The organism is Caballeronia sp. BCC1704, assembly GCF_902833455.1.
Lineage (GTDB): Bacteria > Pseudomonadota > Gammaproteobacteria > Burkholderiales > Burkholderiaceae > Caballeronia.
In genome coordinates, this window is sequence record NZ_CADFFT010000001.1 from 729,129 (window position 1) to 749,921 (window position 20,793).

At 63.5% G+C, this 20,793-nt stretch carries 23 protein-coding genes and 1 other RNA gene; 13 read left to right on the plus strand and 11 right to left on the minus strand.

The window, feature by feature from the left end; translation table 11 throughout:
• The first annotated feature begins 225 nt into the window (after positions 1-225).
• From HWX53_RS03430 to HWX53_RS03445, 4 genes are all read left to right on the plus strand, one after another.
• Positions 226-1,119 carry a glutamate/aspartate ABC transporter substrate-binding protein gene (locus HWX53_RS03430; RefSeq protein ID WP_175939438.1) on the plus strand — a complete coding sequence of 298 codons (894 nt, stop codon included), beginning with the start codon at positions 226-228 and terminating at the stop codon, positions 1,117-1,119.
• Positions 1,120-1,188: 69 nt separating this feature from the next.
• Positions 1,189-1,929, plus strand: a complete 741-nt coding sequence (locus HWX53_RS03435) for an amino acid ABC transporter permease (RefSeq protein WP_175939439.1) — start codon at positions 1,189-1,191, stop codon at positions 1,927-1,929.
• Complete coding sequence (gene gltK, locus HWX53_RS03440; RefSeq protein ID WP_175939440.1) at positions 1,929-2,606, plus strand: glutamate/aspartate ABC transporter permease GltK; 678 nt, start codon at positions 1,929-1,931, stop codon at positions 2,604-2,606. Before HWX53_RS03435 ends, gltK begins: the two co-directional genes overlap by 1 nt.
• A complete protein-coding gene (locus tag HWX53_RS03445; protein WP_040052979.1) occupies positions 2,603-3,328 on the plus strand; it encodes an amino acid ABC transporter ATP-binding protein in 726 nt (241 codons plus the stop codon). Before gltK ends, HWX53_RS03445 begins: the two co-directional genes overlap by 4 nt.
• A 56-nt stretch (positions 3,329-3,384) precedes the next feature.
• Here the strand turns inward: HWX53_RS03445 and HWX53_RS03450 are convergent, their stop codons facing one another.
• Positions 3,385-4,287 carry a class II glutamine amidotransferase gene (locus HWX53_RS03450; RefSeq protein WP_175939441.1) on the minus strand — a complete coding sequence of 301 codons (903 nt, stop codon included), beginning with the start codon at positions 4,285-4,287 and terminating at the stop codon, positions 3,385-3,387.
• 217 nt (positions 4,288-4,504) lie between these two features.
• On the opposite strand from HWX53_RS03450, the gene pyrC reads away from it, so the two are divergent.
• The 3 genes from pyrC to rnpB all read left to right on the plus strand — a co-directional run bounded on the left by pyrC (position 4,505) and on the right by rnpB (position 6,864).
• Entirely contained in the window at positions 4,505-5,587 is a 1,083-nt protein-coding gene (gene pyrC / locus HWX53_RS03455) for a dihydroorotase (RefSeq protein ID WP_175939442.1), read from the plus strand.
• On the plus strand, positions 5,491-6,438 hold the full coding sequence (locus tag HWX53_RS03460) for a DUF3025 domain-containing protein (RefSeq protein ID WP_244139990.1): 948 nt from the start codon (positions 5,491-5,493) through the stop codon (positions 6,436-6,438). Before pyrC ends, HWX53_RS03460 begins: the two co-directional genes overlap by 97 nt.
• A 12-nt stretch (positions 6,439-6,450) precedes the next feature.
• Positions 6,451-6,864: RNase P RNA component class A (gene rnpB, locus HWX53_RS03465), an RNA gene on the plus strand.
• A 59-nt stretch (positions 6,865-6,923) separates the two neighbouring features.
• On the opposite strand, the gene HWX53_RS03470 is transcribed toward rnpB, so the two are convergent.
• On the minus strand, positions 6,924-7,346 hold the full coding sequence (locus HWX53_RS03470; RefSeq protein WP_159835228.1) for an OsmC family protein: 423 nt from the start codon (positions 7,344-7,346) through the stop codon (positions 6,924-6,926).
• A 578-nt stretch (positions 7,347-7,924) separates the two neighbouring features.
• Here HWX53_RS03470 and rplM point away from each other — a divergent pair.
• From rplM to erpA, 3 genes are all read left to right on the plus strand, one after another.
• Positions 7,925-8,353 carry a 50S ribosomal protein L13 gene (gene rplM, locus HWX53_RS03475; RefSeq protein WP_159835229.1) on the plus strand — a complete coding sequence of 143 codons (429 nt, stop codon included), beginning with the start codon at positions 7,925-7,927 and terminating at the stop codon, positions 8,351-8,353.
• A 10-nt stretch (positions 8,354-8,363) separates the two neighbouring features.
• Complete coding sequence (gene rpsI / locus HWX53_RS03480; protein ID WP_008351569.1) at positions 8,364-8,756, plus strand: 30S ribosomal protein S9; 393 nt, start codon at positions 8,364-8,366, stop codon at positions 8,754-8,756.
• A 198-nt stretch (positions 8,757-8,954) separates the two neighbouring features.
• Entirely contained in the window at positions 8,955-9,320 is a 366-nt protein-coding gene (gene erpA / locus HWX53_RS03485) for an iron-sulfur cluster insertion protein ErpA (RefSeq protein ID WP_175939444.1), read from the plus strand.
• A gap of 69 nt (positions 9,321-9,389) precedes the next feature.
• Here erpA and HWX53_RS03490 read toward each other — a convergent pair whose 3' ends face one another.
• Complete coding sequence (locus tag HWX53_RS03490; protein WP_175940586.1) at positions 9,390-10,520, minus strand: anhydro-N-acetylmuramic acid kinase; 1,131 nt, start codon at positions 10,518-10,520, stop codon at positions 9,390-9,392.
• A gap of 261 nt (positions 10,521-10,781) precedes the next feature.
• Between HWX53_RS03490 and tyrS the strand changes: the two genes are divergently transcribed.
• The 3 genes from tyrS to HWX53_RS03505 are packed head-to-tail and all read left to right on the plus strand — an operon-like array spanning position 10,782 to position 13,145.
• Positions 10,782-12,038, plus strand: a complete 1,257-nt coding sequence (tyrS, locus tag HWX53_RS03495; protein ID WP_175939445.1) for a tyrosine--tRNA ligase — start codon at positions 10,782-10,784, stop codon at positions 12,036-12,038.
• A 4-nt stretch (positions 12,039-12,042) separates the two neighbouring features.
• Positions 12,043-12,501: a D-aminoacyl-tRNA deacylase gene (gene dtd / locus HWX53_RS03500; protein ID WP_175939446.1), complete on the plus strand. Its 459-nt coding sequence runs from the start codon at positions 12,043-12,045 to the stop codon at positions 12,499-12,501.
• The gene (locus HWX53_RS03505) at positions 12,498-13,145 is read left to right on the plus strand and encodes a histidine phosphatase family protein (RefSeq protein WP_175939447.1); all 648 of its coding nucleotides are present in this window, start codon (positions 12,498-12,500) and stop codon (positions 13,143-13,145) included. The genes dtd and HWX53_RS03505 overlap by 4 nt, the downstream gene beginning before the upstream one ends.
• On the opposite strand, the gene HWX53_RS03510 is transcribed toward HWX53_RS03505, so the two are convergent.
• The 8 genes from HWX53_RS03510 to HWX53_RS03545 form a co-directional block, all read right to left on the minus strand.
• Positions 13,142-14,044, minus strand: a complete 903-nt coding sequence (locus HWX53_RS03510) for an oxygenase MpaB family protein (protein ID WP_175939448.1) — start codon at positions 14,042-14,044, stop codon at positions 13,142-13,144. The two genes, HWX53_RS03505 and HWX53_RS03510, sit on opposite strands and share 4 nt — an antisense overlap.
• 3 nt (positions 14,045-14,047) lie before the next feature.
• Entirely contained in the window at positions 14,048-15,109 is a 1,062-nt protein-coding gene (gene ruvB / locus HWX53_RS03515; protein WP_175939449.1) for a Holliday junction branch migration DNA helicase RuvB, read from the minus strand.
• An 80-nt stretch (positions 15,110-15,189) separates the two neighbouring features.
• Entirely contained in the window at positions 15,190-15,771 is a 582-nt protein-coding gene (gene ruvA / locus HWX53_RS03520) for a Holliday junction branch migration protein RuvA (protein WP_175939450.1), read from the minus strand.
• 24 nt (positions 15,772-15,795) lie between these two features.
• Positions 15,796-16,338 carry a crossover junction endodeoxyribonuclease RuvC gene (gene ruvC / locus HWX53_RS03525; protein ID WP_175939451.1) on the minus strand — a complete coding sequence of 181 codons (543 nt, stop codon included), beginning with the start codon at positions 16,336-16,338 and terminating at the stop codon, positions 15,796-15,798.
• An 89-nt stretch (positions 16,339-16,427) separates the two neighbouring features.
• A complete protein-coding gene (gene purH, locus HWX53_RS03530) occupies positions 16,428-17,993 on the minus strand; it encodes a bifunctional phosphoribosylaminoimidazolecarboxamide formyltransferase/IMP cyclohydrolase (protein WP_175939452.1) in 1,566 nt (521 codons plus the stop codon).
• Positions 17,994-18,057: 64 nt separating this feature from the next.
• Entirely contained in the window at positions 18,058-18,291 is a 234-nt protein-coding gene (locus tag HWX53_RS03535) for a Fis family transcriptional regulator (RefSeq protein ID WP_175939453.1), read from the minus strand.
• A complete protein-coding gene (gene dusB, locus HWX53_RS03540) occupies positions 18,288-19,379 on the minus strand; it encodes a tRNA dihydrouridine synthase DusB (protein ID WP_175939454.1) in 1,092 nt (363 codons plus the stop codon). Before dusB ends, HWX53_RS03535 begins: the two co-directional genes overlap by 4 nt.
• A gap of 207 nt (positions 19,380-19,586) precedes the next feature.
• Entirely contained in the window at positions 19,587-20,786 is a 1,200-nt protein-coding gene (locus HWX53_RS03545) for a UbiH/UbiF/VisC/COQ6 family ubiquinone biosynthesis hydroxylase (RefSeq protein WP_175939455.1), read from the minus strand.
• Between the last annotated feature and the right edge of the window lie 7 nt (positions 20,787-20,793).

Genomic DNA, 20,793 nt, shown 5'->3' on the forward strand with positions numbered 1-20,793 from the left:
GGCGCGGCGTTGCAGCCGCGCCACCTCCCTATGAAAGTGGCGGCGTTCCCTCGGAACGCCGCCACTTTTTTTATCAAATTCGCGTAATATGCGCGCCTACGCGGAGTTGCACCCAGTTGCACCGGCCCGTCTCTAAAATGCGACGAACTCCGGTTAACGATCATTCTTTCAGAATTATTACCCTGCTAAACTTGGCCCGGTTTTTCGCCACAGGAGATCGAACACATGAAGGTTAAAAAGGCTGCGCTGCTCGTCGCCGCGCTGGGAATTTTCGCCACGGGCGCCTACGCCCAGGACGCGGGCACGCTCAAGAAAATCAAGGATACGGGTGTCATCTCGCTGGGGCATCGCGAATCGTCCATTCCGTTCTCGTACTATGACGACAAGCAGAATGTCGTCGGCTATTCGAACGAGTTCGCGATGAAGGTCGTGGAGGCGGTCAAGCAGAAGCTCAACATGCCGAACCTGAAGGTGAAGCTGACGCCGGTGACGTCGCAAAACCGCATTCCGCTCGTGCAGAACGGCACCGTCGATATCGAATGCGGCTCGACCACGAACAACGCCGAGCGCCAGCAGCAAGCGGCTTTCTCGAACACGATTTTCGTGATCGGCACGCGTCTCATGACCAAGAAGGATTCCGGCGTGAAGGACTGGGCCGACCTGAAGGGCAAGACCGTCGTGACGACTGCCGGCACCACGTCCGAGCGCCTGCTTCGCAAGATGAATCAGGAAAAGAACATGGGCATGAACATCATCAGCGCGAAGGACCACGGCGAGTCGTTCCTGACGCTGTCGACGGGCCGCGCGGTCGCGTTCATGATGGACGATGCGCTGCTCGCGGGCGAGCGCGCGAAGTCGAACAACCCGGGCGATTTCGTGATCGTCGGCGCGCCGCAATCGCATGAAGCGTACGGCTGCATGATGCGCAAGAACGACCCCGAGTTCAAGAAGGTCGTGGACGACGCGATCGCGAAGGTCGAGACGTCGGGCGAAGCCGACAAGATCTACAAGAAGTGGTTCGAAAGCCCGATTCCTCCGAAGGGGCTCAACCTGAACTTCCCGGAAAGCGACGACATGAAGGCTCTGTTCAAGAGCCCGAATGACAAGGCAATCGACTAACCGGTTCGGGTAAAGAACGAACGAGACGGAAGGAGCCTTGCTTCTTCCGTTTCTTTTTGGAGTGAGTCCATGTCTTATCACTGGAACTGGGGCGTTCTGCTGAGTCCGGTTTCCACCGGCGAGCCCACCACGTATCTCGGCTGGCTGATCTCCGGCTTCTGGGTGACGATTACCGTGTCGCTCGCGGCCTGGGTTATCGCGCTCGTGGTCGGCTCGTTGTTCGGCATCTTGCGCACGGTCCCGAATCGCACGCTGGCGGGCATCGGCACTGTGTATGTCGCGATCTTCCGCAATATTCCGCTGATCGTGCAGTTCTTCATCTGGTATCTCGTGATACCGGAGTTGCTGCCGGCTTCCATCGGCAACTGGTTCAAGCAACTGCCGCCTTCCGCGCAGTTCTTTTCGTCGTCGATCATCTGTCTCGGGCTTTTCACCGGCGCGCGCGTGTGCGAACAGGTGCGCTCGGGCATCAGCGCGTTGCCGCGCGGACAGCGCAACGCCGGCCTCGCGATGGGCTTCACGCAATGGCAGACGTATCGCTACGTGTTGATGCCGGTGGCGTATCGCATCATCGTGCCGCCGCTCACGTCGGAATTCCTGAACGTGTTCAAGAATTCGGCGGTGGCCTCGACCATTGGTCTCCTCGATCTGTCGGCGCAGGCGCGTCAGCTCGTGGACTACACGGCGCAGACCTATGAATCGTTTATCGCGGTGACGCTCGCGTACATGCTCATCAACCTTATCGTGATGCTGCTGATGCGCTGGATCGAAGCGAAAACGCGGCTGCCTGGCTACATCGGAGGCAAGTAATGCATCAGTTCAACTGGAGTGGCGTCATCGGCTCGCTGCCTACGCTGTGGACGGGCGCCATCATCACGCTGCAGATCACGCTCCTCGCCATCGTGATCGGCATCGTGTGGGGGACGGTCATCGCGCTGTTCCGCCTCTCGGGCATCAAGCCGCTGCAATGGTTCGCGGGCGCCTACGTCACGCTGTTCCGCTCCATCCCGCTCGTGATGGTGCTGCTGTGGTTCTTCCTCATCGTGCCGCAGGTGCTGCAGAACGTGCTCGGTCTGTCGGCGGATATCGACATTCGCCTCGCATCGGCGATGGTCGCGTTCTCGCTGTTCGAAGCCGCGTACTATTCGGAAATCATCCGCGCCGGCATTCAGGCGGTGCCGCGCGGGCAGGTCAACGCAGCCTTCGCGCTCGGCATGACCTACGGTCAGGCGATGAAGCTCGTCGTGCTGCCGCAGGCCTTCCGCGCGATGGTGCCGCTTTTGCTCACGCAGGCGATCGTGCTCTTTCAGGACACGTCGCTCGTCTACGTGATCAGTCTCGCGGACTTCTTCCGCACGGCGACGAACATCGGCGACCGCGACGGCACGACCGTCGAAATGGTGCTGTTCGCCGGGGCATGTTATTTCGTGGTGTGCGTGGTGGCGTCGGCGCTCGTCAAAAGTCTTCAGAAAAAGGTCGCAAGATGATCTCTATCAAGAATGTTTCGAAGTGGTACGGGCAGTTTCAGGTGCTCACCGACTGCACGACCGAAGTGAAGAAGGGCGAAGTGGTCGTCGTCTGCGGGCCGTCGGGGTCGGGCAAGTCGACGCTCATCAAGACCGTCAACGGCCTGGAGCCGTTCCAGAAGGGCGAAATCACCATCAACGGCCAGTCGCTCACGGACAAGAAGACGAATCTGTCGAAGCTGCGCTCGAAGGTCGGCATGGTGTTCCAGCACTTCGAGCTCTTTCCGCATCTGTCGATCGTGCAGAACCTGACGCTCGCGCAGATCAAGGTGCTCGGCCGCTCGAACGACGAAGCGACGCAGAAGGGTCTGAAGCTGCTCGATCGCGTGGGCTTGCGCGCGCATGCGGACAAGTATCCCGGCCAGTTGTCGGGCGGTCAGCAGCAGCGCGTGGCGATTGCGCGCGCGCTTTCGATGGATCCGATCGCGATGCTCTTCGACGAGCCGACTTCCGCGCTCGATCCGGAGATGATCAACGAAGTGCTCGACGTAATGGTGGAGCTCGCGCAGGAAGGCATGACCATGATGTGCGTGACGCACGAAATGGGCTTCGCGAAGAAGGTCGCGCATCGCGTGATCTTCATGGATAAGGGCTTGATCGTGGAGGACGACCAGAAGGACGCGTTCTTCGCGAACCCGAAGTCGGACCGCGCGAAGGACTTCCTCGCGAAGATCCTGCACTGAGCTTTCGCAACGCTACAAAGAAACGCGGCGCTTCTGAGAGGAAGCGCCGCGTTTTTTTATTCGATGCCCAGTTCCGACTCGACTGCCGCCGTCGTGCGGATTTCGTCGATTTTCAGCGCGGAGCCCACGCAAGCCTTCGCGAGCGGTTCGGCCGCCTTCTTCGCGACTGCCTCGGGCACCGGAATGTTCAGCGTCCGCGCGAGCGCGCCTTGCTGGAACATCGCGAGATCGCCGGGAGCGAAGCGCGTCCAGACTTCGTTGTCGGTGAGCGGCGAAGTCGCGATCACGGCGACGCGATCTTCCGGCGTCGTGTACTTCGCGAAGTCGATCGACATGTCCGCGTCGATCAGATGCGCGGTCGAAAACGGCCAGCTGCGCACGAGGTAGTAGAGATGCGTGGAGCAGTGCGAAAACAGCGCCTGCCCGTTCGACATCAGGAAGTTGAACACGCCGTACTGCGTGATCTCGCGCGTGAGCGTGGCGAGCGCCTCGAAGAGCTCGTCGAGCGGCGGCTGCGAGCACGGGAACGCGGTGCGCAAGCCTTGCAGCAGCGCGCAAAACGCGAGTTCGCTGTCCGTGGTGCCTACCGGCTGATAGACGCCGGTGAGTTGCGGCGCGTGGCCGTTCAAATCGCCGTTATGCGCGAAAATCCAGTGCCGGCCCCACAACTCGCGCATGAACGGATGGCAATTCTCCAGCAGGATATGCCCTTGCGTCGCCTTGCGAATATGCGCGATGGTGTTCTTCGACTTGATCGGATACCGCTTGACCATCTCGGCGAGCGGCGAACTCGCCGAAGACTGATGATCGATGAACAGCCGGCACGCCTTGTCCTCGAAGAACGCGATGCCCCAGCCATCCGCATGATGATCCGTCATTCCGCCGCGCGCCGCGAAGCCGGTGAACGAGAAGGTCACGTCGGTCGGTTCGGCGCAATTCATTCCGAGAAGTTGGCACATGTTGCTCGATGCGGCGGGCCGAAGCCCTGAAGTCGGGTTGTTACAATACGTCCGACAAGCATATCACCGGGGCATTCCCGAAAAAATCGAAGGCCGTCGCCGGTTGGCGGCCCGTTGTGGAATTTCCACGGCGATTTTTTCCGGCCGTGCGCTTCTCGGCTGCGCAATTCCTTGCTTGCGGTTCGCTTTCTCTTAACGTCCTCGCCGTCATCACGCCATGTCCGCTACTTCCGCATCGCCCGATTCGCCTACGACTCTCACGCTGGCGCGCCCCGACGACTGGCACTTGCACGTGCGCGATGGCGCGACGCTCGCCGCCGTGCTCCCGCATACAGCGCGCCAGTTCGGCCGCGCGATCATCATGCCGAATCTGAAGCCGCCGGTCACGACGACCGAGATGGCGGCGGCGTACCGCGAGCGGATCCTGGCGGCATTGCCGAAGGAGGGCGCGGGCGCGCGCTTCCAGCCGCTGATGACGCTCTATCTCACCGACAACACGCCGCCCGACGAGATTCGCCGCGCGAAAGACAGCGGCTTCGTGCACGGCGTGAAGCTGTATCCGGCCGGCGCGACGACGAATTCGGACGCGGGCGTGACGGATCTGCTCGGCAAGTGCGCGAAAACGCTCGAAGCGATGCAGGAAGTGGGCATGCCGCTGCTGACGCACGGCGAGGTGACGGATAGCGACATCGACGTGTTCGACCGCGAGAAAGTGTTCATCGACCGCGTGATGACGCCGCTGCGCCGCGATTTCCCGGCGCTCAAGGTTGTTTTCGAGCACATCACGACGAAAGACGCCGCCGACTACGTGCGCGACGCGCAAGGCACGATCGGCGCGACGATCACCGCGCATCATCTGCTGTACAACCGGAACGCGATTCTCGTCGGCGGCATTCGTCCGCACTATTACTGCTTGCCGGTGTTGAAGCGCGAGACGCATCGCGTGGCGCTCGTCGAGGCGGCGACGTCCGGCAATCCGCGCTTCTTTCTGGGCACGGACAGCGCGCCGCATCCGAAGGGCCTGAAGGAGCACGCGTGCGGCTGCGCGGGCTGCTACACGGCGCTGCACGCACTGGAACTCTATGCCGAAGCCTTCGACAAGGCCGGCGCGCTCGACAAGCTCGAAGGCTTCGCCAGTTTCCACGGCGCGGATTTCTACGGCCTGCCGCGCAGCGCGGAGAAGGTGACGCTCGAACGCGCGTCGTGGACGCTGCCCGCCGAATTCGCCGCGGGCGATTCGCAGATCGTCCCGCTGCGCGGCGGCGAGTCGATCGGCTGGCGGTTCGTGGAATCGGTCTGACGGTAGCCGCAGTGTCCGCGCGTTTCGACGAGATCGACTGGACGCGCCCGTGGCTTGCGCCGCTCGCGTCGCGCGGCGAACGCTGGCAGGCGGCAGCGCTCGATGGTCCGACGCGCTATCTCGAAGCACTGAACGACGACGCCGCGCAAGCCGCGCTCGCCACCGGGCGCGGCCGGCCGCTCGCATTCGTCGCGCAGGAATCGCTGCCGAAGGGCGCGTCGTACGAGGCGCATATCGCCGCGACCGGCTGCGTTCCGACGCGCCACAATCTGCACGACTTTTTCAACGGCCTGATGTGGTTCGCGTATCCGCGCATCAAGGCGGCGCTCAACGCGCGTCAGGCAGAACAGATCGACGCGCTTGGCATCGGCCCGACGCGCGGCGGCGTGCGCGATGCGCTCACGCTCTTCGACGAGAACGCGGTGCTGTTCGCGTGCGCCGATCCATCGCTCGCGGATGCGCTGCGCCGTTTCGACTGGCGTGAGTTGTTCGTCACGGAACGCGCGTCGTGGGGCAGCCGGTGCGAGGCGCGCATCTTCGGCCACGCGCTGCTCGAAAAGCTCGTCGCGCCATACAAGGCATGCACGGGGCACGCGTGGATCGTGGATGTGCCGGCCGCGTATTTCTCATCGGACGATGCCGCCCGCCGCTCTATGCTCGACGATCTCGTGTCGCGCAATCTGATAGCCGAGTCGCCCGCGAGCCGCGCGTTCGCGCCGCTGCCGGTGCTGGGCGTGCCCGGCTGGTGCGACGCGAATGCGGACGCCGCGTTCTACGACGATCCGTCCGTCTTCCGTCCCGGCCGACGCATCGCGGCGGGCGCCGCGAAGCACGCGAAAGCCGCATGTTAAAATCGACGCCGCAAAGCAGGCCAGGCAGTCGCGGCTTCGGCGCTTTTTGGCGTTGAGGGCGAGGAAAGTCCGGACTCCACAGGGCAGGGTGATGGCTAACAGCCATCCGTGGCAACACGCGGAACAGGGCAACAGAAAGCAAACCGCCGATGGCTTCGGGCGCAAGTCCGGAGATCAGGTAAGGGTGAAACGGTGCGGTAAGAGCGCACCGCGGCCGTCGCGAGACGTGCCGGCACGGTAACCTCCACCCGGAGCAATTCCAAATAGGCAGGCGCGCATCTTCGCGATGCAGGACGGTGCCCCCGTTCGTCTGCGGGTAGGAAGCTCGAGCGCGTCAGCAATGACGCGCCTAGAGGAATGGCTGCCACGCGCGTTCGCCTTCGGGCGGCGCGCGCACAGAATCCGGCTTATCGGCCCGCTTTGTCGTCATTCAAAAGAAAGAGCCGGCGTCATCAAGACGCCGGCTCTTTTTTTCTGCGACGCGCTTAGCGTTCGACGATATCGAACGAATGCGTGAGTTCCGCCGTCTTGGCGAGCATGATCGACGCCGAGCAATACTTGTCGTGCGACAGATTAATGGCGCGTTCGACCGTCGCGGGATTCAGGTTCTTGCCCGTGACCGTGAAGTGGAAGTGGATCTTCGTGAATACCTTCGGGTCTTCGCTTGCGCGCTCAGCCTTGAGCGTCACCGAGCAGCCTTCGATTTCCTGGCGGCTTTTCTTCAGGATCATCACGACGTCGTACGCGGTGCAGCCGCCCGTGCCGAGCAGAACCATCTCCATCGGACGCGGCGCGAGATTGCGGCCGCCGCCTTCCGGCGCGCCGTCCATGTTGACGAGATGACCGCTACCGGTTTCGGCGGCGAACGCCATGCCGTCCTGTCCCATCCAGCTCACTTTGCATTCCATGCTGAGGCTCCGCCCGCTTGACGCGTTGTAGACAGCTTTCATTGTAGCGGTTCATCGAACGGTCATCGCAGACCGACTCCGCGCATTCTCCGATTGACGCGGGCGGGAAGCTGGAATCCGCTTAATCGCGTGCGCCGAACTGCTGGTGGAAAATTTCGCCGTAAGCACCGCGTCGCGCCCTGGCGCACAGAAAATGTGCACACCGCATTATGAAATCCGCTCTCATGATGCGAATCTTCTTGCTTTGCAGCATGACCGTGCCTATACTCAGCCCATTGGTTGTTGCAGTACCTACAGCGTCTCCTCCACCTCCTCCTAGGTGGATTGAGCCCGAGCTTCGAATGCTCGGGCTTTTTTTCGTTCGGAGAGCCGCGCGCCGTCCGCAGTCGGCCACCGAAAGCCGCAACCCTTTGACGCAACGAGCGTTTTCCCGCTATACTTCAAAGTTCTCTTCGTCACACGCCCGCGGAGAGAAGTCAGGGAGAGCCTGCACGCGCAAGGAAAGTCATTTAGCGCACTCATATAAGCAGGACCGAACAAGGTAAAGAGCAAAGGGCAGATTAATTTTTGGATCGATCATGAAGACGTTTTCCGCAAAAGCCGAAGAGGTGACGCGCGAATGGTACGTGATTGACGCGACGGATAAGGTTCTCGGCCGTGTCGCCAGCGAAGTGGCACGCCGTCTTCGCGGCAAGCATAAGCCTGAATTCACTCCGCACGTCGACACCGGTGATTACATCATCGTCGTCAATGCCGGCAAGCTGAAGGTCACCGGCAACAAGACCACGGACAAGAAGTACTACCGTCACTCGGGCTACCCGGGCGGCATCTATGAAACGACGTTCGGCAAGATGCAAGAGCGTTTCCCGGGCCGCGCGCTCGAGAAGGCTGTGAAGGGCATGCTGCCGAAGGGCCCGCTCGGCTACGCGATGATCAAGAAGCTGAAGGTCTACGCTGAAGCCACGCATCCGCACACGGCTCAACAGCCCAAGTCGCTCGAGATCTAAGGGAGCCCACATGATCGGTAACTGGAACTACGGTACGGGCCGCCGCAAGAGCGCCGTCGCTCGTGTCTTCATCAAGTCGGGCAAGGGCGAGATCATCGTCAACGGCAAGCCCATCGCCGACTATTTCTCGCGCGAAACGTCGCTGATGATCGTGCGTCAACCGCTGGAACTCACGAACCACGCCACCACGTTCGACATCAAGGTCAACGTGAACGGCGGCGGCGAAACGGGTCAGGCAGGCGCGGTCCGCCACGGCATCACCCGTGCGCTGATGGACTACGACGCAACGCTCAAGTCGCAACTGTCGAATGCTGGCTTCGTCACGCGTGACGCGCGTGAAGTGGAACGTAAGAAGGTCGGTTTCCACAAGGCACGCCGCAGGAAGCAATTCTCGAAGCGTTAATCGCTTCGGGTTTCGTCGGTTCTGCCGGCGAAGCTGCTGCGAAAGCCGCCCGCACTGCAAGGTGCCGGCGGCTTTTTCTTTTTGCCGCGTTTGCCCGAATCAGTCGAATTTGCATATAGCCTCTTGATTTCATGGGCTTTCGGCACGATTTTGAGATCAGCCCTACAATAGCGGCTAGAAGCTAAATTGGAGAGTTCAATGAGCGCAGTCAGCGACACCCCCACGACCGAAATGCCGATGCCCTTCGTCTTCACCGACGCTGCGGCCGACAAGGTCAAGCAATTGATCGACGAAGAAGGCAATCCGGATCTGAAGCTGCGCGTGTTCGTGCAAGGCGGCGGATGCTCGGGCTTCCAGTACGGTTTCACGTTCGACGAAGAAATCAACGAAGACGATACCGTGATGGACAAGAGCGGCGTGCAGCTGCTCGTCGATTCGATGAGCTATCAGTATCTCGTCGGCGCGGAAATCGACTATAAGGACGATCTCAACGGCGCGCAGTTCGTGATCAAGAATCCGAACGCGACGACGACGTGCGGTTGCGGTTCGTCGTTCTCGGTCTGAGCGCGGATCGAGCAGTTGTGGAAAACGGAGCCTTCGGGCTCCGTTTTTCGTTTCCGCTCGCCAAAGAGTTCAGCGCGGGTAGATCGCGCCCAGCACGCGCTCGCCGGCCGCGCCCGTCACCGACGCGAGATTGCCGGGCTCGCGCGCCACGCAGCGCATCGCGAGCCACGCGAACGCGAACGCTTCGACTTGCTGCGGCGGCACGCCGAGCGCCTCGGTGGTCATGACGGGCACGCCCGAGACGCCGGTTTCATCGAGCGCCTGTTGCAGCATCTGCATCAGCACGGGATTGCGCGCACCGCCGCCGCACACGTAGACCGCGCGGGCGTCGGACGCGTGGCGCTCTATCTCGCGCGCGACCGTCACGGCCGTGAGCGCGGTGAGCGTCGCTTGCACGTCGGCGGGGGCGAGCGCGGCGAACGGCGCGAGCTTCGCATCGAGCCACGCCGGATTGAACAGATCGCGGCCCGTGCTTTTGGGCGGCGCTTCCTCGAAAAACGGCTCGTCGAGCAGCGCGTTGAGCAGCGGCCGGTTCACCTCGCCGCGCGCCGCGAACTTCCCGCCGTCGTCGTACGGTTTGTTCAGATGCCGGTGCGCCCATTCATCCAGCAACGCGTTCGCCGGGCCGCAGTCGAAGCCGCGTACCGCGCCGCTCGCCGCCAGCACCGTGATATTGCTGATGCCGCCCAGATTGCAGACGACGCGCGTCTCGTTCTTCGCGCCGAAAACGGTCGCGTGAAACGCCGGCACGAGCGGCGCGCCCTGACCGCCGGCGGCGACGTCGCGGCTGCGAAAATCCGCGATCACGTCGATATTCGTCATTTCCGCGAGCAACGCGGGATTGTTGATCTGCCGCGTGTATCCCTTCTCCGGCCGATGCCGCACCGTTTGGCCGTGTACGCCGATCGCGCGCACCTTCGTCGACGAATAGCCGCTCACGCTCTGCAACTCGTGGCAGCAGACGGCGTAGCGCGTGGCGAGCGCGTTGCCGGCGAGCGCCTCGCGTTCCAGTTCGTTGTCGCCGGGCGCCTGCAGCGCGAAAAGCGCGTCGCGCAGGCCCTCGGAAAAGGACACGTGCGCCTCGCCGAGCACGACCGGCGGTTTGCCCGCGGCGAACTGCACCGCGACGCCATCGACGCCGTCCATGCTCGTGCCCGACATCAGGCCGAAGTACACGCCGTCTGCTTTGCCGGGTTCGATTGCTTCGGCTTTTTTTCCCACGTTTCCCTCCTCGTCGATGCTCGTCGGTGCTCCCCATCAACGCGGGATTATCCGCGCATCCGCGCCGATCGTTAAGGTGCAGCCACCGCCCCCCGCCGCCGCCGACTATCCGCGCGCCGCCGAACGGACCGAATGCGTGCCTCATCGCGTAAAATCGTGAGCCTGAACAAGCCATTGCGCAGCGCGCGAAGCCGTTCCATATGGCGCCATCGCATCTCTCTCACATCACAAGCCGCAAGCATGACCACTGACTCCAACGCTTCTTCCGCGCCCTCGCGCGAGGCCTTTCCGATCACCGACGACGTGCGCGCCGCCCTCGCGATCGCCAAACGCGGCTGCGACGAACTGCTGATCGAAGACGAGTTCGCGCAGAAGCTCGCACGGAGCGCCGCGACGGGCAAGCCGTTGCGCATCAAGCTCGGGCTGGACCCGACCGCGCCGGACATCCACATCGGCCATACGGTGGTGCTCAACAAGATGCGCCAGTTGCAGGACCTCGGGCATCAGGTCATTTTCCTGATCGGCGATTTCACGTCGTTGATCGGCGATCCGTCCGGCCGCAACGCCACGCGCCCGCCGCTCACGCGCGAGCAGATCGAAATGAACGCGAAGACGTATTTCGAGCAGGCGTCGCTGGTGCTCGACCGCGAGAAAACCGAGATTCGCTACAACAGCGAATGGTCCATGCCGCTCGGCGCCGACGGCATGATCAAGCTGGCCTCGCGTTACACCGTGGCGCGCATTCTCGAACGCGAAGATTTCACCAAGCGTTTCCAGAGCGGCGTGCCGATCTCGATTCACGAATTCCTCTATCCGCTGATGCAGGGCTACGACTCGGTCGCGCTCAACGCCGACCTCGAACTCGGCGGCACGGATCAGAAGTTCAACCTGCTCGTCGGCCGCGAATTGCAGAAGCAATACGGCCAGGAGCAGCAATGCATTCTGACGATGCCGCTGCTCGAAGGGCTCGACGGCGTCGAAAAGATGTCGAAGTCGAAGCACAACTATGTCGGCATCAGCGAAAAGCCGACCGAGATGTTCGGCAAGCTGATGAGCATTTCGGACGTGCTCATGTGGCGTTACTTCGAACTGCTGTCGTTCCGCAGCATGGAAGAGATCGCGCGCTTCAAACAGGAAGCCGAGGGCGGCCGCAATCCGCGCGATTTCAAGGTGATGCTCGCGCAGGAAATCGTCGCGCGGTTCCATTCGCCGGCGGACGCCGAGCGCGCGCTCGAAGACTTCAACCATCGCGCGAAGGGCGGCGTGCCGGACGATATTCCGACCGTGACGCTCGCGGGCGCGCCGCTTGCCATCGGCCAGTTGCTGAAGCAGGCCGGGCTCGTGCCGTCTACCAGCGAGGCGCTGCGCAACATCGAGCAGGGCGGCGTGAAGATCGACGGCGCGACGGTTTCCGACAAGGGTCTGAAGGTCGAGCCGGGCGAGTTCGTCGTGCAGGTGGGCAAGCGCCGCTTTGCGCGCATCACGCTGACGGCGTAAGCGGATGATCGCGCTTATCCAGCGAGTGCGGCGCGCGGACGTGCGCGTCGGCGAACGCGTGACCGGCGCGATCGACGCGGGCCTGCTCGCGCTCGTCTGCGCAGAACGCGGCGACACCGAAGCCGCAGCCGACAAGTTGCTCGCGAAGATGCTGGCGTACCGCGTGTTCAGCGACGCGGCGGGCAAGATGAACCTGTCCGTGCAGAACATCGACGGCGCGGGGCGCGCGGGCGGCGTGCTGCTGGTATCGCAGTTCACACTCGCCGCCGATACGTCGAGCGGACTGCGCCCGAGCTTCACGCCGGCCGCGCCGCCCGACGAAGGCAGGCGGCTCTTCGATTACTTCGTGCGCGAGGCGCGAGCGAAGCATCCGATCGTCGAGACCGGCGAATTCGGCGCTGATATGCAGGTGTCGCTGGTCAACGACGGGCCGGTCACGTTTTGGCTGCAGGTGCGGCCATGACGACGCAGGTCTTGTTCATCCGCCACGGCGAAACCGACTGGAACCGCGTGAAGCGCATCCAGGGGCATATCGACATTCCGCTGTCCGCGCATGGCGTGCTGCAAGCTGAACAACTGGGCGCGCGGCTCGCGCGGGAAGGGCGGCTCGACGCCGTCTACACCAGCGACTTGCTACGCGCCCAACAGACCGCCCGCCCGTTCGCCGATGCGCTCGGTCTCGACCTCCACTTGTCCGAAGGCTTGCGCGAACGCAACTATGGCGCGTTCCAGGGCCACGACAGCGACGAAATCAGCGAGAAGTTTCCGGCCGAGTACGTCGAATGGCAGACGCGCGATCCCGGCTTCACGCCGCCGGCCGGCGAATCGCTGCGCGTCTTTTTTCACCGCGTGATTCACGCGATGGAGCCGATCGTCGCCGCGCATCCGGGCGGGCGTATCGCGTGCATCGCGCACGGCGGCGTGCTCGACTGCATCTACCGGTTCGCGATGAAATTGCCGCTCGACGCGCCGCGCAACTGGCCGCTGCTCAATTGCAGCGTCAACGTCGTCGATTACGACGGCGGCCATGCGACGGTCGTGTCATGGGGTGACGTGTCGCATCTCGTCACAGACACCGCCGACGACAGCCTGCGCAAAACGGCCTAGTCGTTCTTCTTTGCGGCAACTCGCAAGCGCGCACGCTTCGAGATGCCGTTGACGAGCGCCCAGCGAACGACGGGCGCCATCGCCCGCACGCCGGGACGCGCAATGACTCGCCGCATCGGCGCGAGCGACGACAGCCCGAGCATGTCCTGCGCCCAGTCGGGCAGCAAATCGACGCCCGCATTGAACACCAGCACGCGCGCCGGCTTCATGACCACGCTCGGCGTCGGCGCGTTCCTGAGCACGCGAATGACTTCCTGCGTGCGCTCGCTTGCATGCAGATGCGGGCGCATGGCGGCGAGATAGGCGTCGACTTGAGCGCGCGTGGTCGGCACGTCGCGCGCGCCAAGCAGGCGGGCGACGAGCGCCGTTTCTTCGAAGTAGCGGTCCTGATCCGCCACGGACAGAGCGGGGTCCACGTAGCGCAGATAGCCCTCTAGAAAGCTCGTGACTTCGGCGACGTGCACCCATGTCAAGAGATCGGCGTCGTTTGCACCGTAAGGCCGGCCGTCGGGCGCGGTGCCTGTCACGCCAAGATGGATGCGCTTCACGCGCTCGATCAGCGCGAGCGCGTCTTGCCGGTTGCCGAAGGTCGTTCCCGCGATGAAAGTCGCCGTGCGCCGTAGACGCCCGAGAATATCCGTGCGAAACGTCGAGTGATCCCACACGCCCGCGAGCGCCAGCGGATGCAGCGTCTGCAGCAACAGGGCGCTGATGCCGCTCGTCATCATCGACGTGAAATCGGCGTGGACTTTCCAGCAGATGGTGTCTGGCCCGAAGAGGCCCGGATCGCCCGGCGGCGACGAGTAATCGAGCGTCGGCCCGCTACCGGTCGTGAGGTTCGTGATGCCGCGCGCGATCGACGACCGCACGCGCGTGACCAACGTTGCCTGATCCGACATGCGCTAGCCGTTGTTCGCGTCCCAGAGATCGCGGATCGGGCCGCCATCCGGCGCGGCGATGCCGAAGTGCCGATACGTCAGCAAGGTCGCGACGCGCCCGCGCGGCGTGCGCTGCAAATAGCCTTGCTGGATCAGATACGGCTCCAGCACGTCTTCGATCGTGTCGCGTTCTTCGCCGATGGCCGCCGCGAGGTTATCGACGCCGACCGGCCCGCCGTCGAACTTGTGCAGGATCGCTTCGAGCAGCTTGCGGTCCATCAGGTCGAACCCGACCGGATCGACGTCCAGCATCTTGAGCGCGGCATCCGCCACTTCCGCCGTGATGCTGCCGTTCGCCTTCACTTCCGCGTAGTCGCGCACGCGACGCAGCAGCCGGTTCGCAATACGCGGCGTGCCACGCGAGCGCCGCGCGATCTCCAGCGCGCCTTCGGGCACGATGTCCGCCTTCAGCAGCGACGCCGAGCGCGACACGATACGCGCGAGCTCGTTCGCGTTGTAGAACTCCAGCCGCGACACGATGCCGAAGCGGTCGCGCAGCGGATTGGTCAGCATGCCCGCGCGCGTGGTCGCGCCGACGAGCGTGAACGGCTGAAGATCCAGCTTCACGCTGCGCGCGGCCGGTCCTTCGCCGATCATGATGTCGATCTGGTAATCCTCGAGCGCCGGATACAGAATTTCCTCGACGACCGGCGAAAGCCGATGAATCTCGTCGATGAAGAGCACGTCGTTCGCTTCGAGATTGGTGAGCAGCGCGGCGAGGTCGCCTGCGCGCTCCAGCACCGGCCCCGACGTCTGCCGCAGATTCACGCCCATTTCCCGCGCGATGATATGCGCGAGCGTGGTCTTGCCGAGACCCGGCGGGCCGAACAGCAGCACATGATCCAGCGCTTCGGAGCGCCGCTTGGCCGCTTCGATGAAGATTTCGAGCTGCCCACGCACCTTTTCCTGCCCCACGTATTCGTCGAGCTGGCGCGGTCGCAACGCGCGCTCGAAGGCTTCTTCGTTCGGCGAGACGGGCGTGGCCGAGATGATGCGTTCTGCGGCGAGTTTGTCGGTTTCGATCATGGGTCGATTGTACAGCGAGCCTTCTCGCCGCGAACCTGGCCGAACGGCCTAGTGGCGCGCAGTTCCAGGCGCCCGGAGAATCAGGCTTTCGAGAGCGCCTTCAACGCGAGCTTGATGCCTTCCGAGACGCCCGTACCCGCCGGCACGTTCTTGATGGCGGCGAGCGCTTCCTTCTCGGAATAGCCGAGCGCGAGCAGCGCGTTGAGGATGTCGGACGCATGGTCGGACTGCGAAGCGGCGCTCGCCATTGCGCCGAGATCCGCGCCGAGCTTGCCCTTCAGTTCGAGCAGCAGGCGTTCGGCCGTCTTCTTTCCGATGCCCGGCACGCGCGTGAGGCGTGCGGTGTCTTGCGTCGTCACGGTCTGCGCGAGCTCTTGCACGCTCATGCCGGAAAGCACCGCGAGCGCCATGCGCGCGCCGATGCCGCTGATCTTTAACAATTCGCGAAACGTCGCGCGTTCCTGCGACGTGAGAAAGCCGTACAGCAAATGCGCGTCCTCGCGCACGATCATCTGCGTGAGCAGCACGACCTTCTCGCCCGCGTTCGGCAGGTTGTAGAACGTGCTCATCGGCACGTCGATTTCATAGCCGACGCCGTTGCAGTCGACGAGCAGGTGCGGCGGATTTTTTTCCAGCAGAACGCCGGCAATGCGACCAATCATGTTTGCGTTATCGAATGAAGAGATTTAGCCGATGAGTCTGCCGCGCCGCACGCGCAAGCCCTTCTTCGCGAGCGACGGCGCAATGCCGCCGAGCGTGGCGAGCCCCGTGCCGCCGTGCGCGTGACAGATGGCCATGCCGAGCGCGTCGGCCGCGTCGGTGCTCGGCACGCCCGACAGATTGAGCAGACGCACAACCATTTGCTGCATCTGCTCTTTCGTTGCGCGTCCGTAGCCGACGACTGCCTGCTTCAATTGCAGCGCGGTGTACTCGGCGACCGGCACGCCGCTCGCGACCAGCCCGCAAATGGCCGCGCCGCGCGCCTGCCCGAGCAGCAGCGTCGATTGCGGATTGACGTTGACGAAGACTTTTTCGATCGCCGCCTGATCCGGATTGTGCTGCCGGATCAGCGTCGAAATGCCGTCGAAGATGGTGTTCAGGCGCGAAGGCAAATCGGCGTCGGCCGTCTTGATGACGCCGCTCGTCACATAGTTGAGCGAGTGCCCCGCCATGTCGATGATGCCGAAGCCCGTCACGCGCAGGCCGGGGTCGATGCCTAGGATTCTCATTCGTTCGCGATGCGGCTCGTCCAAAGTGAAATGGCCTGTTTGCGCGACTCGACGCGCAAACAGGCCAATACTAAATGAACTCGGCGCAATTAATGGCGGAAATGGCGCGTGCCGGTGAGGATCATCGCGACATTGTGCTCGTCGGCGGCGGCGACCACTTCGTCGTCGCGCATGGAGCCGCCCGGCTGGATCACGCAGGTCGCGCCCGCGTTCACCACAACGTCGAGGCCGTCGCGGAACGGGAAGAACGCATCCGATGCGACCGCCGAGCCGTTAAGCGAGAGTCCTGCGTTCTGCGCCTTGATACCCGCGATGCGCGCCGAATCCACGCGGCTCATCTGCCCCGCGCCGACGCCGAGCGTCATGCCGCCGCCGCAAAACACGATCGCGTTCGACTTCACGAACTTCGCCACGCGCCAGGCGAACATCAGATCGTCCATTTCCTTCGGCGTCGGATGGCGCTTGGTCACGACGCGCAGTTCATGCGGCTGCACGTTCTTCGAATCGAGCGATTGAACCAGCAGACCGCCGCCCACGCGCTTCAGGTCGAATGCGTTGTGGCCGTCGCCGAGCGCGATTTGCAAGAGGCGCACGTTCTGCTTCGCGGCGAACACGGCGCGCGCCGCTTCGCTGAACGAAGGCGCGATCAGCACTTCGACGAACTGCTTCGCCACGGCCTGCGCCGCCGCTTCGTCCACTTCGCGATTGAACGCGATGATGCCGCCGAACGCCGAAGTCGGATCCGTCTGGAACGCCTTCGAGTAAGCCTCGTGCGCGTTTGCGCCGATGGCGACGCCGCACGGATTCGCGTGCTTAACGATGACGCACGCGGGCGCGTCGAAGGTCTTCACGCATTCCCACGCGGCGTCCGAATCCGCGATGTTGTTGTACGAGAGCTCCTTGCCCTGCAACTGCTCGTAGTTCGCGAGCGCGCCGGCGGGCACCGAAAGATCGCGGTAGAACGCCGCGCTTTGATGCGGATTTTCGCCGTAGCGCAAGTCCTGCACTTTCTCGAACGCGAGATTGAACGTGGCGGGATAGGTGTTGCGCTCGCTGTGCTGAAGCGTTTCGGTAAGGCTCGTCAGATAGTTGGTGATCGCGCCGTCGTACTGCGCGGTGTGCGCGAAGACCTTGGTCGCGAGCCGAAAGTTCGTCGCATAGCCGACGCTGTTGTTGTTCGCGCGCATTTCGTCGAGCACGGCGGCGTAGTCGGCCGGATCGACGATCACGGTCACATCACGATGATTCTTCGCCGCCGAGCGCAGCATGGTCGGCCCGCCGATGTCGATGTTCTCGATGGCGTCTTCAAGCGAGCATTGTTCCTTGGCCACCGTCTGCACGAACGGATACAGATTGACGACGAGCAGGTCGATCGTCGGAATGTCGTGCTTCTCCAGCGCGGCCATGTGCTCGGGCAGATCGCGGCGGGCGAGAATGCCGCCGTGCACCTTGGGATGCAGCGTCTTTACGCGTCCATCCAGCATTTCCGGGAAACCGGTGTAGTCGGCGACTTCGGTCACGGGCAGTCCCGCGTCCGCGAGCAGTTTCGCCGTGCCGCCGGTCGAAAGAAGCCTGACGCCGAGTTGCGAGAGCGATTGGGCAAATTCGACGATGCCGGACTTGTCGGAAACCGAGATGAGCGCTTGCTTGATCATGATGAACACTGAAACCAGAAAGGATAACCAGGCCGGACTCGAGGCGCGCGCCTCGTCCGAAGAATCAAATCAATCCGTGCTGCTGAAGTTTCTTGCGTAGCGTGTTGCGGTTGATGCCGAGATACTCCGCGGCGAGCGACTGATTGCCGCCCGCCTGCGCGAGCACCACTTCGAGCATCGGTTTTTCCACGCACGAAATCACCATGTCGTAGACGTCGTGCGGGTTCGAGCCGTCCAGGTCCTGAAAGTAGCTGTCGAGGCTCTGGCGGACGCATTGTTCGATGTTATGTCTGCTCATGCGGCGATTCGTCGGTCTGTGTTGTTCTGTCCGCCGCACGATTCTTCATCGGCCGCTTCGTCGGCGTCCGCGGCCTCATCTACATAGACGAGACGGTCTGACAGCGCCTTTTGCGCGTCGAAGAATTCGTTCACAGCGAACAATTGTTCTTTGGTCGTGTCGAGCGTATTCATCCGGTGCCGGAAGGTGTTGGCCCCGGAAAGGCCGCGAGTGTACCAGCCGATGTGCTTGCGCGCAGTCCGGACGCCCGTAAATTCGCCGTAGAACGCGTAGTGGTCTTCGAGGTGCTCGTTCATCACCTGCTGGATCTCGTCGATGCGCGGCGGCGGCATGCGCTCGCCCGTCGCAAGGAAGTACTCGATCTCGCGGAAAAGCCACGGCCGGCCCTGCGCCGCGCGGCCGATCATGATCGCGTCCGCGCCGGTTGCCGCGAGCACGTCGCGCGCTTTCTCGGGCGTCGTGATGTCGCCGTTCGCGACGACCGGGATCTTCACCGACGCCTTCACGGCGGCGATAGTTTCGTACTCCGCGTCGCCCTTATACAAGTCGGCGCGCGTGCGTCCGTGCACGGTCAGCATGGAGATGCCGGCATTCTCGGCAATGCGCGCGATGGTCAGCGCATTCTTGTTCTCGCGATTCCACCCCGTGCGAATCTTGAGCGTCACGGGCACCGCGTCCGGGCCGACGCCGACCGCCTGCACGACCGCCTCGACGATGCGCGCGACCAGCGGTTCGTTCTGCAAGAGCGCCGATCCCGCCGCGACGTTGCACACCTTCTTGGCCGGGCAGCCCATGTTGATGTCGATGATCTGCGCGCCGTTCGCGACGTTGTGACGCGCGGCTTCGGCGAGCATCTGCGGGTCCGCGCCCGCGATCTGCACGGCAATCGGCTCGACCTCGCCCGCATGGTTTGCGCGGCGCATGGTCTTTTCGCTCTTCCACAACTGCGCGTTCGACGCGACCATCTCCGAGACCGCGTAGCCCGCGCCCATGCGCTTGCACAACTGGCGGAACGGCCGGTCGGTGACGCCTGCCATCGGAGCGACGAACAGGTTATTGCGCAGAACGTGTGAACCGATGATGGGCATGAAGTCGGGGCACCGGGCGGGCGAACGTTCGGCAATGCGCGCCGTGTCGCGTCAGACGGATGCAGGAATGCGGAAGGGAAACGCGTATTTTAACGCTAAGCGAGTGCTGAAATTAAGAGCAATCGCGTGCAAGTGTTTAAATCTTCTATGAAAGCAGACGCGGCCATAGAGGATAAGTCGCGCGTCTGCCACACACGTCGCACGTGTTTAACGCCGCTGGCCGAACATCATCTGCCGCGCGAGCGCCGTCTTGAGCGGCGGCAGGAACTCGAGCGCGGTCAGCGCCAGCCCACGCGCGGCGGCGAGCGGCGCGAAATCCACCGTGAAGATGCGGGCGAGCGTATCCGTCGCGCCGATGGTGAAACGGCGGTCGAGCGCGCGCCGCTGTGCAAAGTGCGCGAGCGCGAGCGGGCGCGGTCCGTCGGTCGAGAGGGCATCGCAGAGCGCCTGAGCGTCGCGCAGCCCGAGGTTCAAGCCTTGGCCCGCTACTGGATGCAGCGTCTGCGCCGCGTTGCCGATAGCAACCGTGCGCCGGTCGACCAGCGCGTTGAGCGCCGTCAGCCCGAGCGGGTACGCCGCCCGCCCGACGATTTGCGTGAAGCGCCCCATGCGCGAGCCGAACGCGACGCCGAGTTCGGCAAGGAACGCGTCGTCGTCTAGCTGCATGCGTCGCGCGGCTTCGTCGGGCGAGCAGCACCAGACGAGCGAGTAGTCCGCGTGACGCTGGCCGCCGCACGGCAGAAGCGCAATCGGCCCTTGATTCGTGAAGCGTTCCCACGCGACGTTGGCTTGCGGGTCCGACACGCTCACCGTGCCGACGATGGCCGTCTGCCCGTAATCGCGTGCCCGGCGCTGCGTGGACACTGCAACATCGCGCGGACCTTGCTGATAGAGCCCGCCCTCGGCGTTGACCAGCACGCGCACCCGGATCGTGCGCTCGACGCCGCCCGATTGCAGTGGCAGCGTCACGCTTTCGTTGTCCTGCAAGGGCGGCAGGGCGGACGTATCGGTGAGCCAATCCACCTTCGTCGCGCGCACCGCCTTCGCGAGCGCGCCGACGAGCGAGCCGTAGCGCACGACGTAACCCAGCTCCGGCAAGTCGTGTTCGTCGTGCTCGATCAGCGTGCGCCCGAAATGTCCACGCTGCGATACGTGAATGCGGCGGATCGGCGTGACGTCGGCGGGAAAGCCGAGCGGCTGGAGCATCACGCGGCTGCCGTGCGAGAGCGCGAGCGAGCGCGGATCGTTCGCGGCGGCTTCGGGCGTGCGCGCGTCGATCAGCGCGATGGAAAGCCGCGAGGTCGCGCTGCGCCGCGCGAGCCAGCCGGCGAGCGCGAGCCCGACCGGACCCGCGCCGACGATGGCGATGTCGTAATCGAAATGCGGTTGCGTGATGGCGTCGCTCATGTCGTCA

Excerpts from the sequence above, each read along its gene's own strand:
- HWX53_RS03430 (WP_175939438.1), top strand. The coding sequence starts at position 226 with ATGAAGGTTAAAAAGGCTGCGCTGCTCGTCGCCGCGCTGGGAATTTTC.
- HWX53_RS03435 (WP_175939439.1), top strand. The coding sequence starts at position 1,189 with ATGTCTTATCACTGGAACTGGGGCGTTCTGCTGAGTCCGGTTTCCACC.
- gltK (WP_175939440.1), top strand. The coding sequence starts at position 1,929 with ATGCATCAGTTCAACTGGAGTGGCGTCATCGGCTCGCTGCCTACGCTG.
- HWX53_RS03445 (WP_040052979.1), top strand. The coding sequence starts at position 2,603 with ATGATCTCTATCAAGAATGTTTCGAAGTGGTACGGGCAGTTTCAGGTG.
- HWX53_RS03450 (WP_175939441.1), bottom strand. The coding sequence starts at position 4,287 with ATGTGCCAACTTCTCGGAATGAATTGCGCCGAACCGACCGACGTGACC.
- pyrC (WP_175939442.1), top strand. The coding sequence starts at position 4,505 with ATGTCCGCTACTTCCGCATCGCCCGATTCGCCTACGACTCTCACGCTG.
- HWX53_RS03470 (WP_159835228.1), bottom strand. The coding sequence starts at position 7,346 with ATGGAATGCAAAGTGAGCTGGATGGGACAGGACGGCATGGCGTTCGCC.
- rplM (WP_159835229.1), top strand. The coding sequence starts at position 7,925 with ATGAAGACGTTTTCCGCAAAAGCCGAAGAGGTGACGCGCGAATGGTAC.
- rpsI (WP_008351569.1), top strand. The coding sequence starts at position 8,364 with ATGATCGGTAACTGGAACTACGGTACGGGCCGCCGCAAGAGCGCCGTC.
- erpA (WP_175939444.1), top strand. The coding sequence starts at position 8,955 with ATGAGCGCAGTCAGCGACACCCCCACGACCGAAATGCCGATGCCCTTC.
- tyrS (WP_175939445.1), top strand. The coding sequence starts at position 10,782 with ATGACCACTGACTCCAACGCTTCTTCCGCGCCCTCGCGCGAGGCCTTT.
- dtd (WP_175939446.1), top strand. The coding sequence starts at position 12,043 with ATGATCGCGCTTATCCAGCGAGTGCGGCGCGCGGACGTGCGCGTCGGC.
- HWX53_RS03505 (WP_175939447.1), top strand. The coding sequence starts at position 12,498 with ATGACGACGCAGGTCTTGTTCATCCGCCACGGCGAAACCGACTGGAAC.
- HWX53_RS03510 (WP_175939448.1), bottom strand. The coding sequence starts at position 14,044 with ATGTCGGATCAGGCAACGTTGGTCACGCGCGTGCGGTCGTCGATCGCG.
- ruvB (WP_175939449.1), bottom strand. The coding sequence starts at position 15,109 with ATGATCGAAACCGACAAACTCGCCGCAGAACGCATCATCTCGGCCACG.
- ruvA (WP_175939450.1), bottom strand. The coding sequence starts at position 15,771 with ATGATTGGTCGCATTGCCGGCGTTCTGCTGGAAAAAAATCCGCCGCAC.
- ruvC (WP_175939451.1), bottom strand. The coding sequence starts at position 16,338 with ATGAGAATCCTAGGCATCGACCCCGGCCTGCGCGTGACGGGCTTCGGC.
- purH (WP_175939452.1), bottom strand. The coding sequence starts at position 17,993 with ATGATCAAGCAAGCGCTCATCTCGGTTTCCGACAAGTCCGGCATCGTC.
- HWX53_RS03535 (WP_175939453.1), bottom strand. The coding sequence starts at position 18,291 with ATGAGCAGACATAACATCGAACAATGCGTCCGCCAGAGCCTCGACAGC.
- dusB (WP_175939454.1), bottom strand. The coding sequence starts at position 19,379 with ATGCCCATCATCGGTTCACACGTTCTGCGCAATAACCTGTTCGTCGCT.
- HWX53_RS03545 (WP_175939455.1), bottom strand. The coding sequence starts at position 20,786 with ATGAGCGACGCCATCACGCAACCGCATTTCGATTACGACATCGCCATC.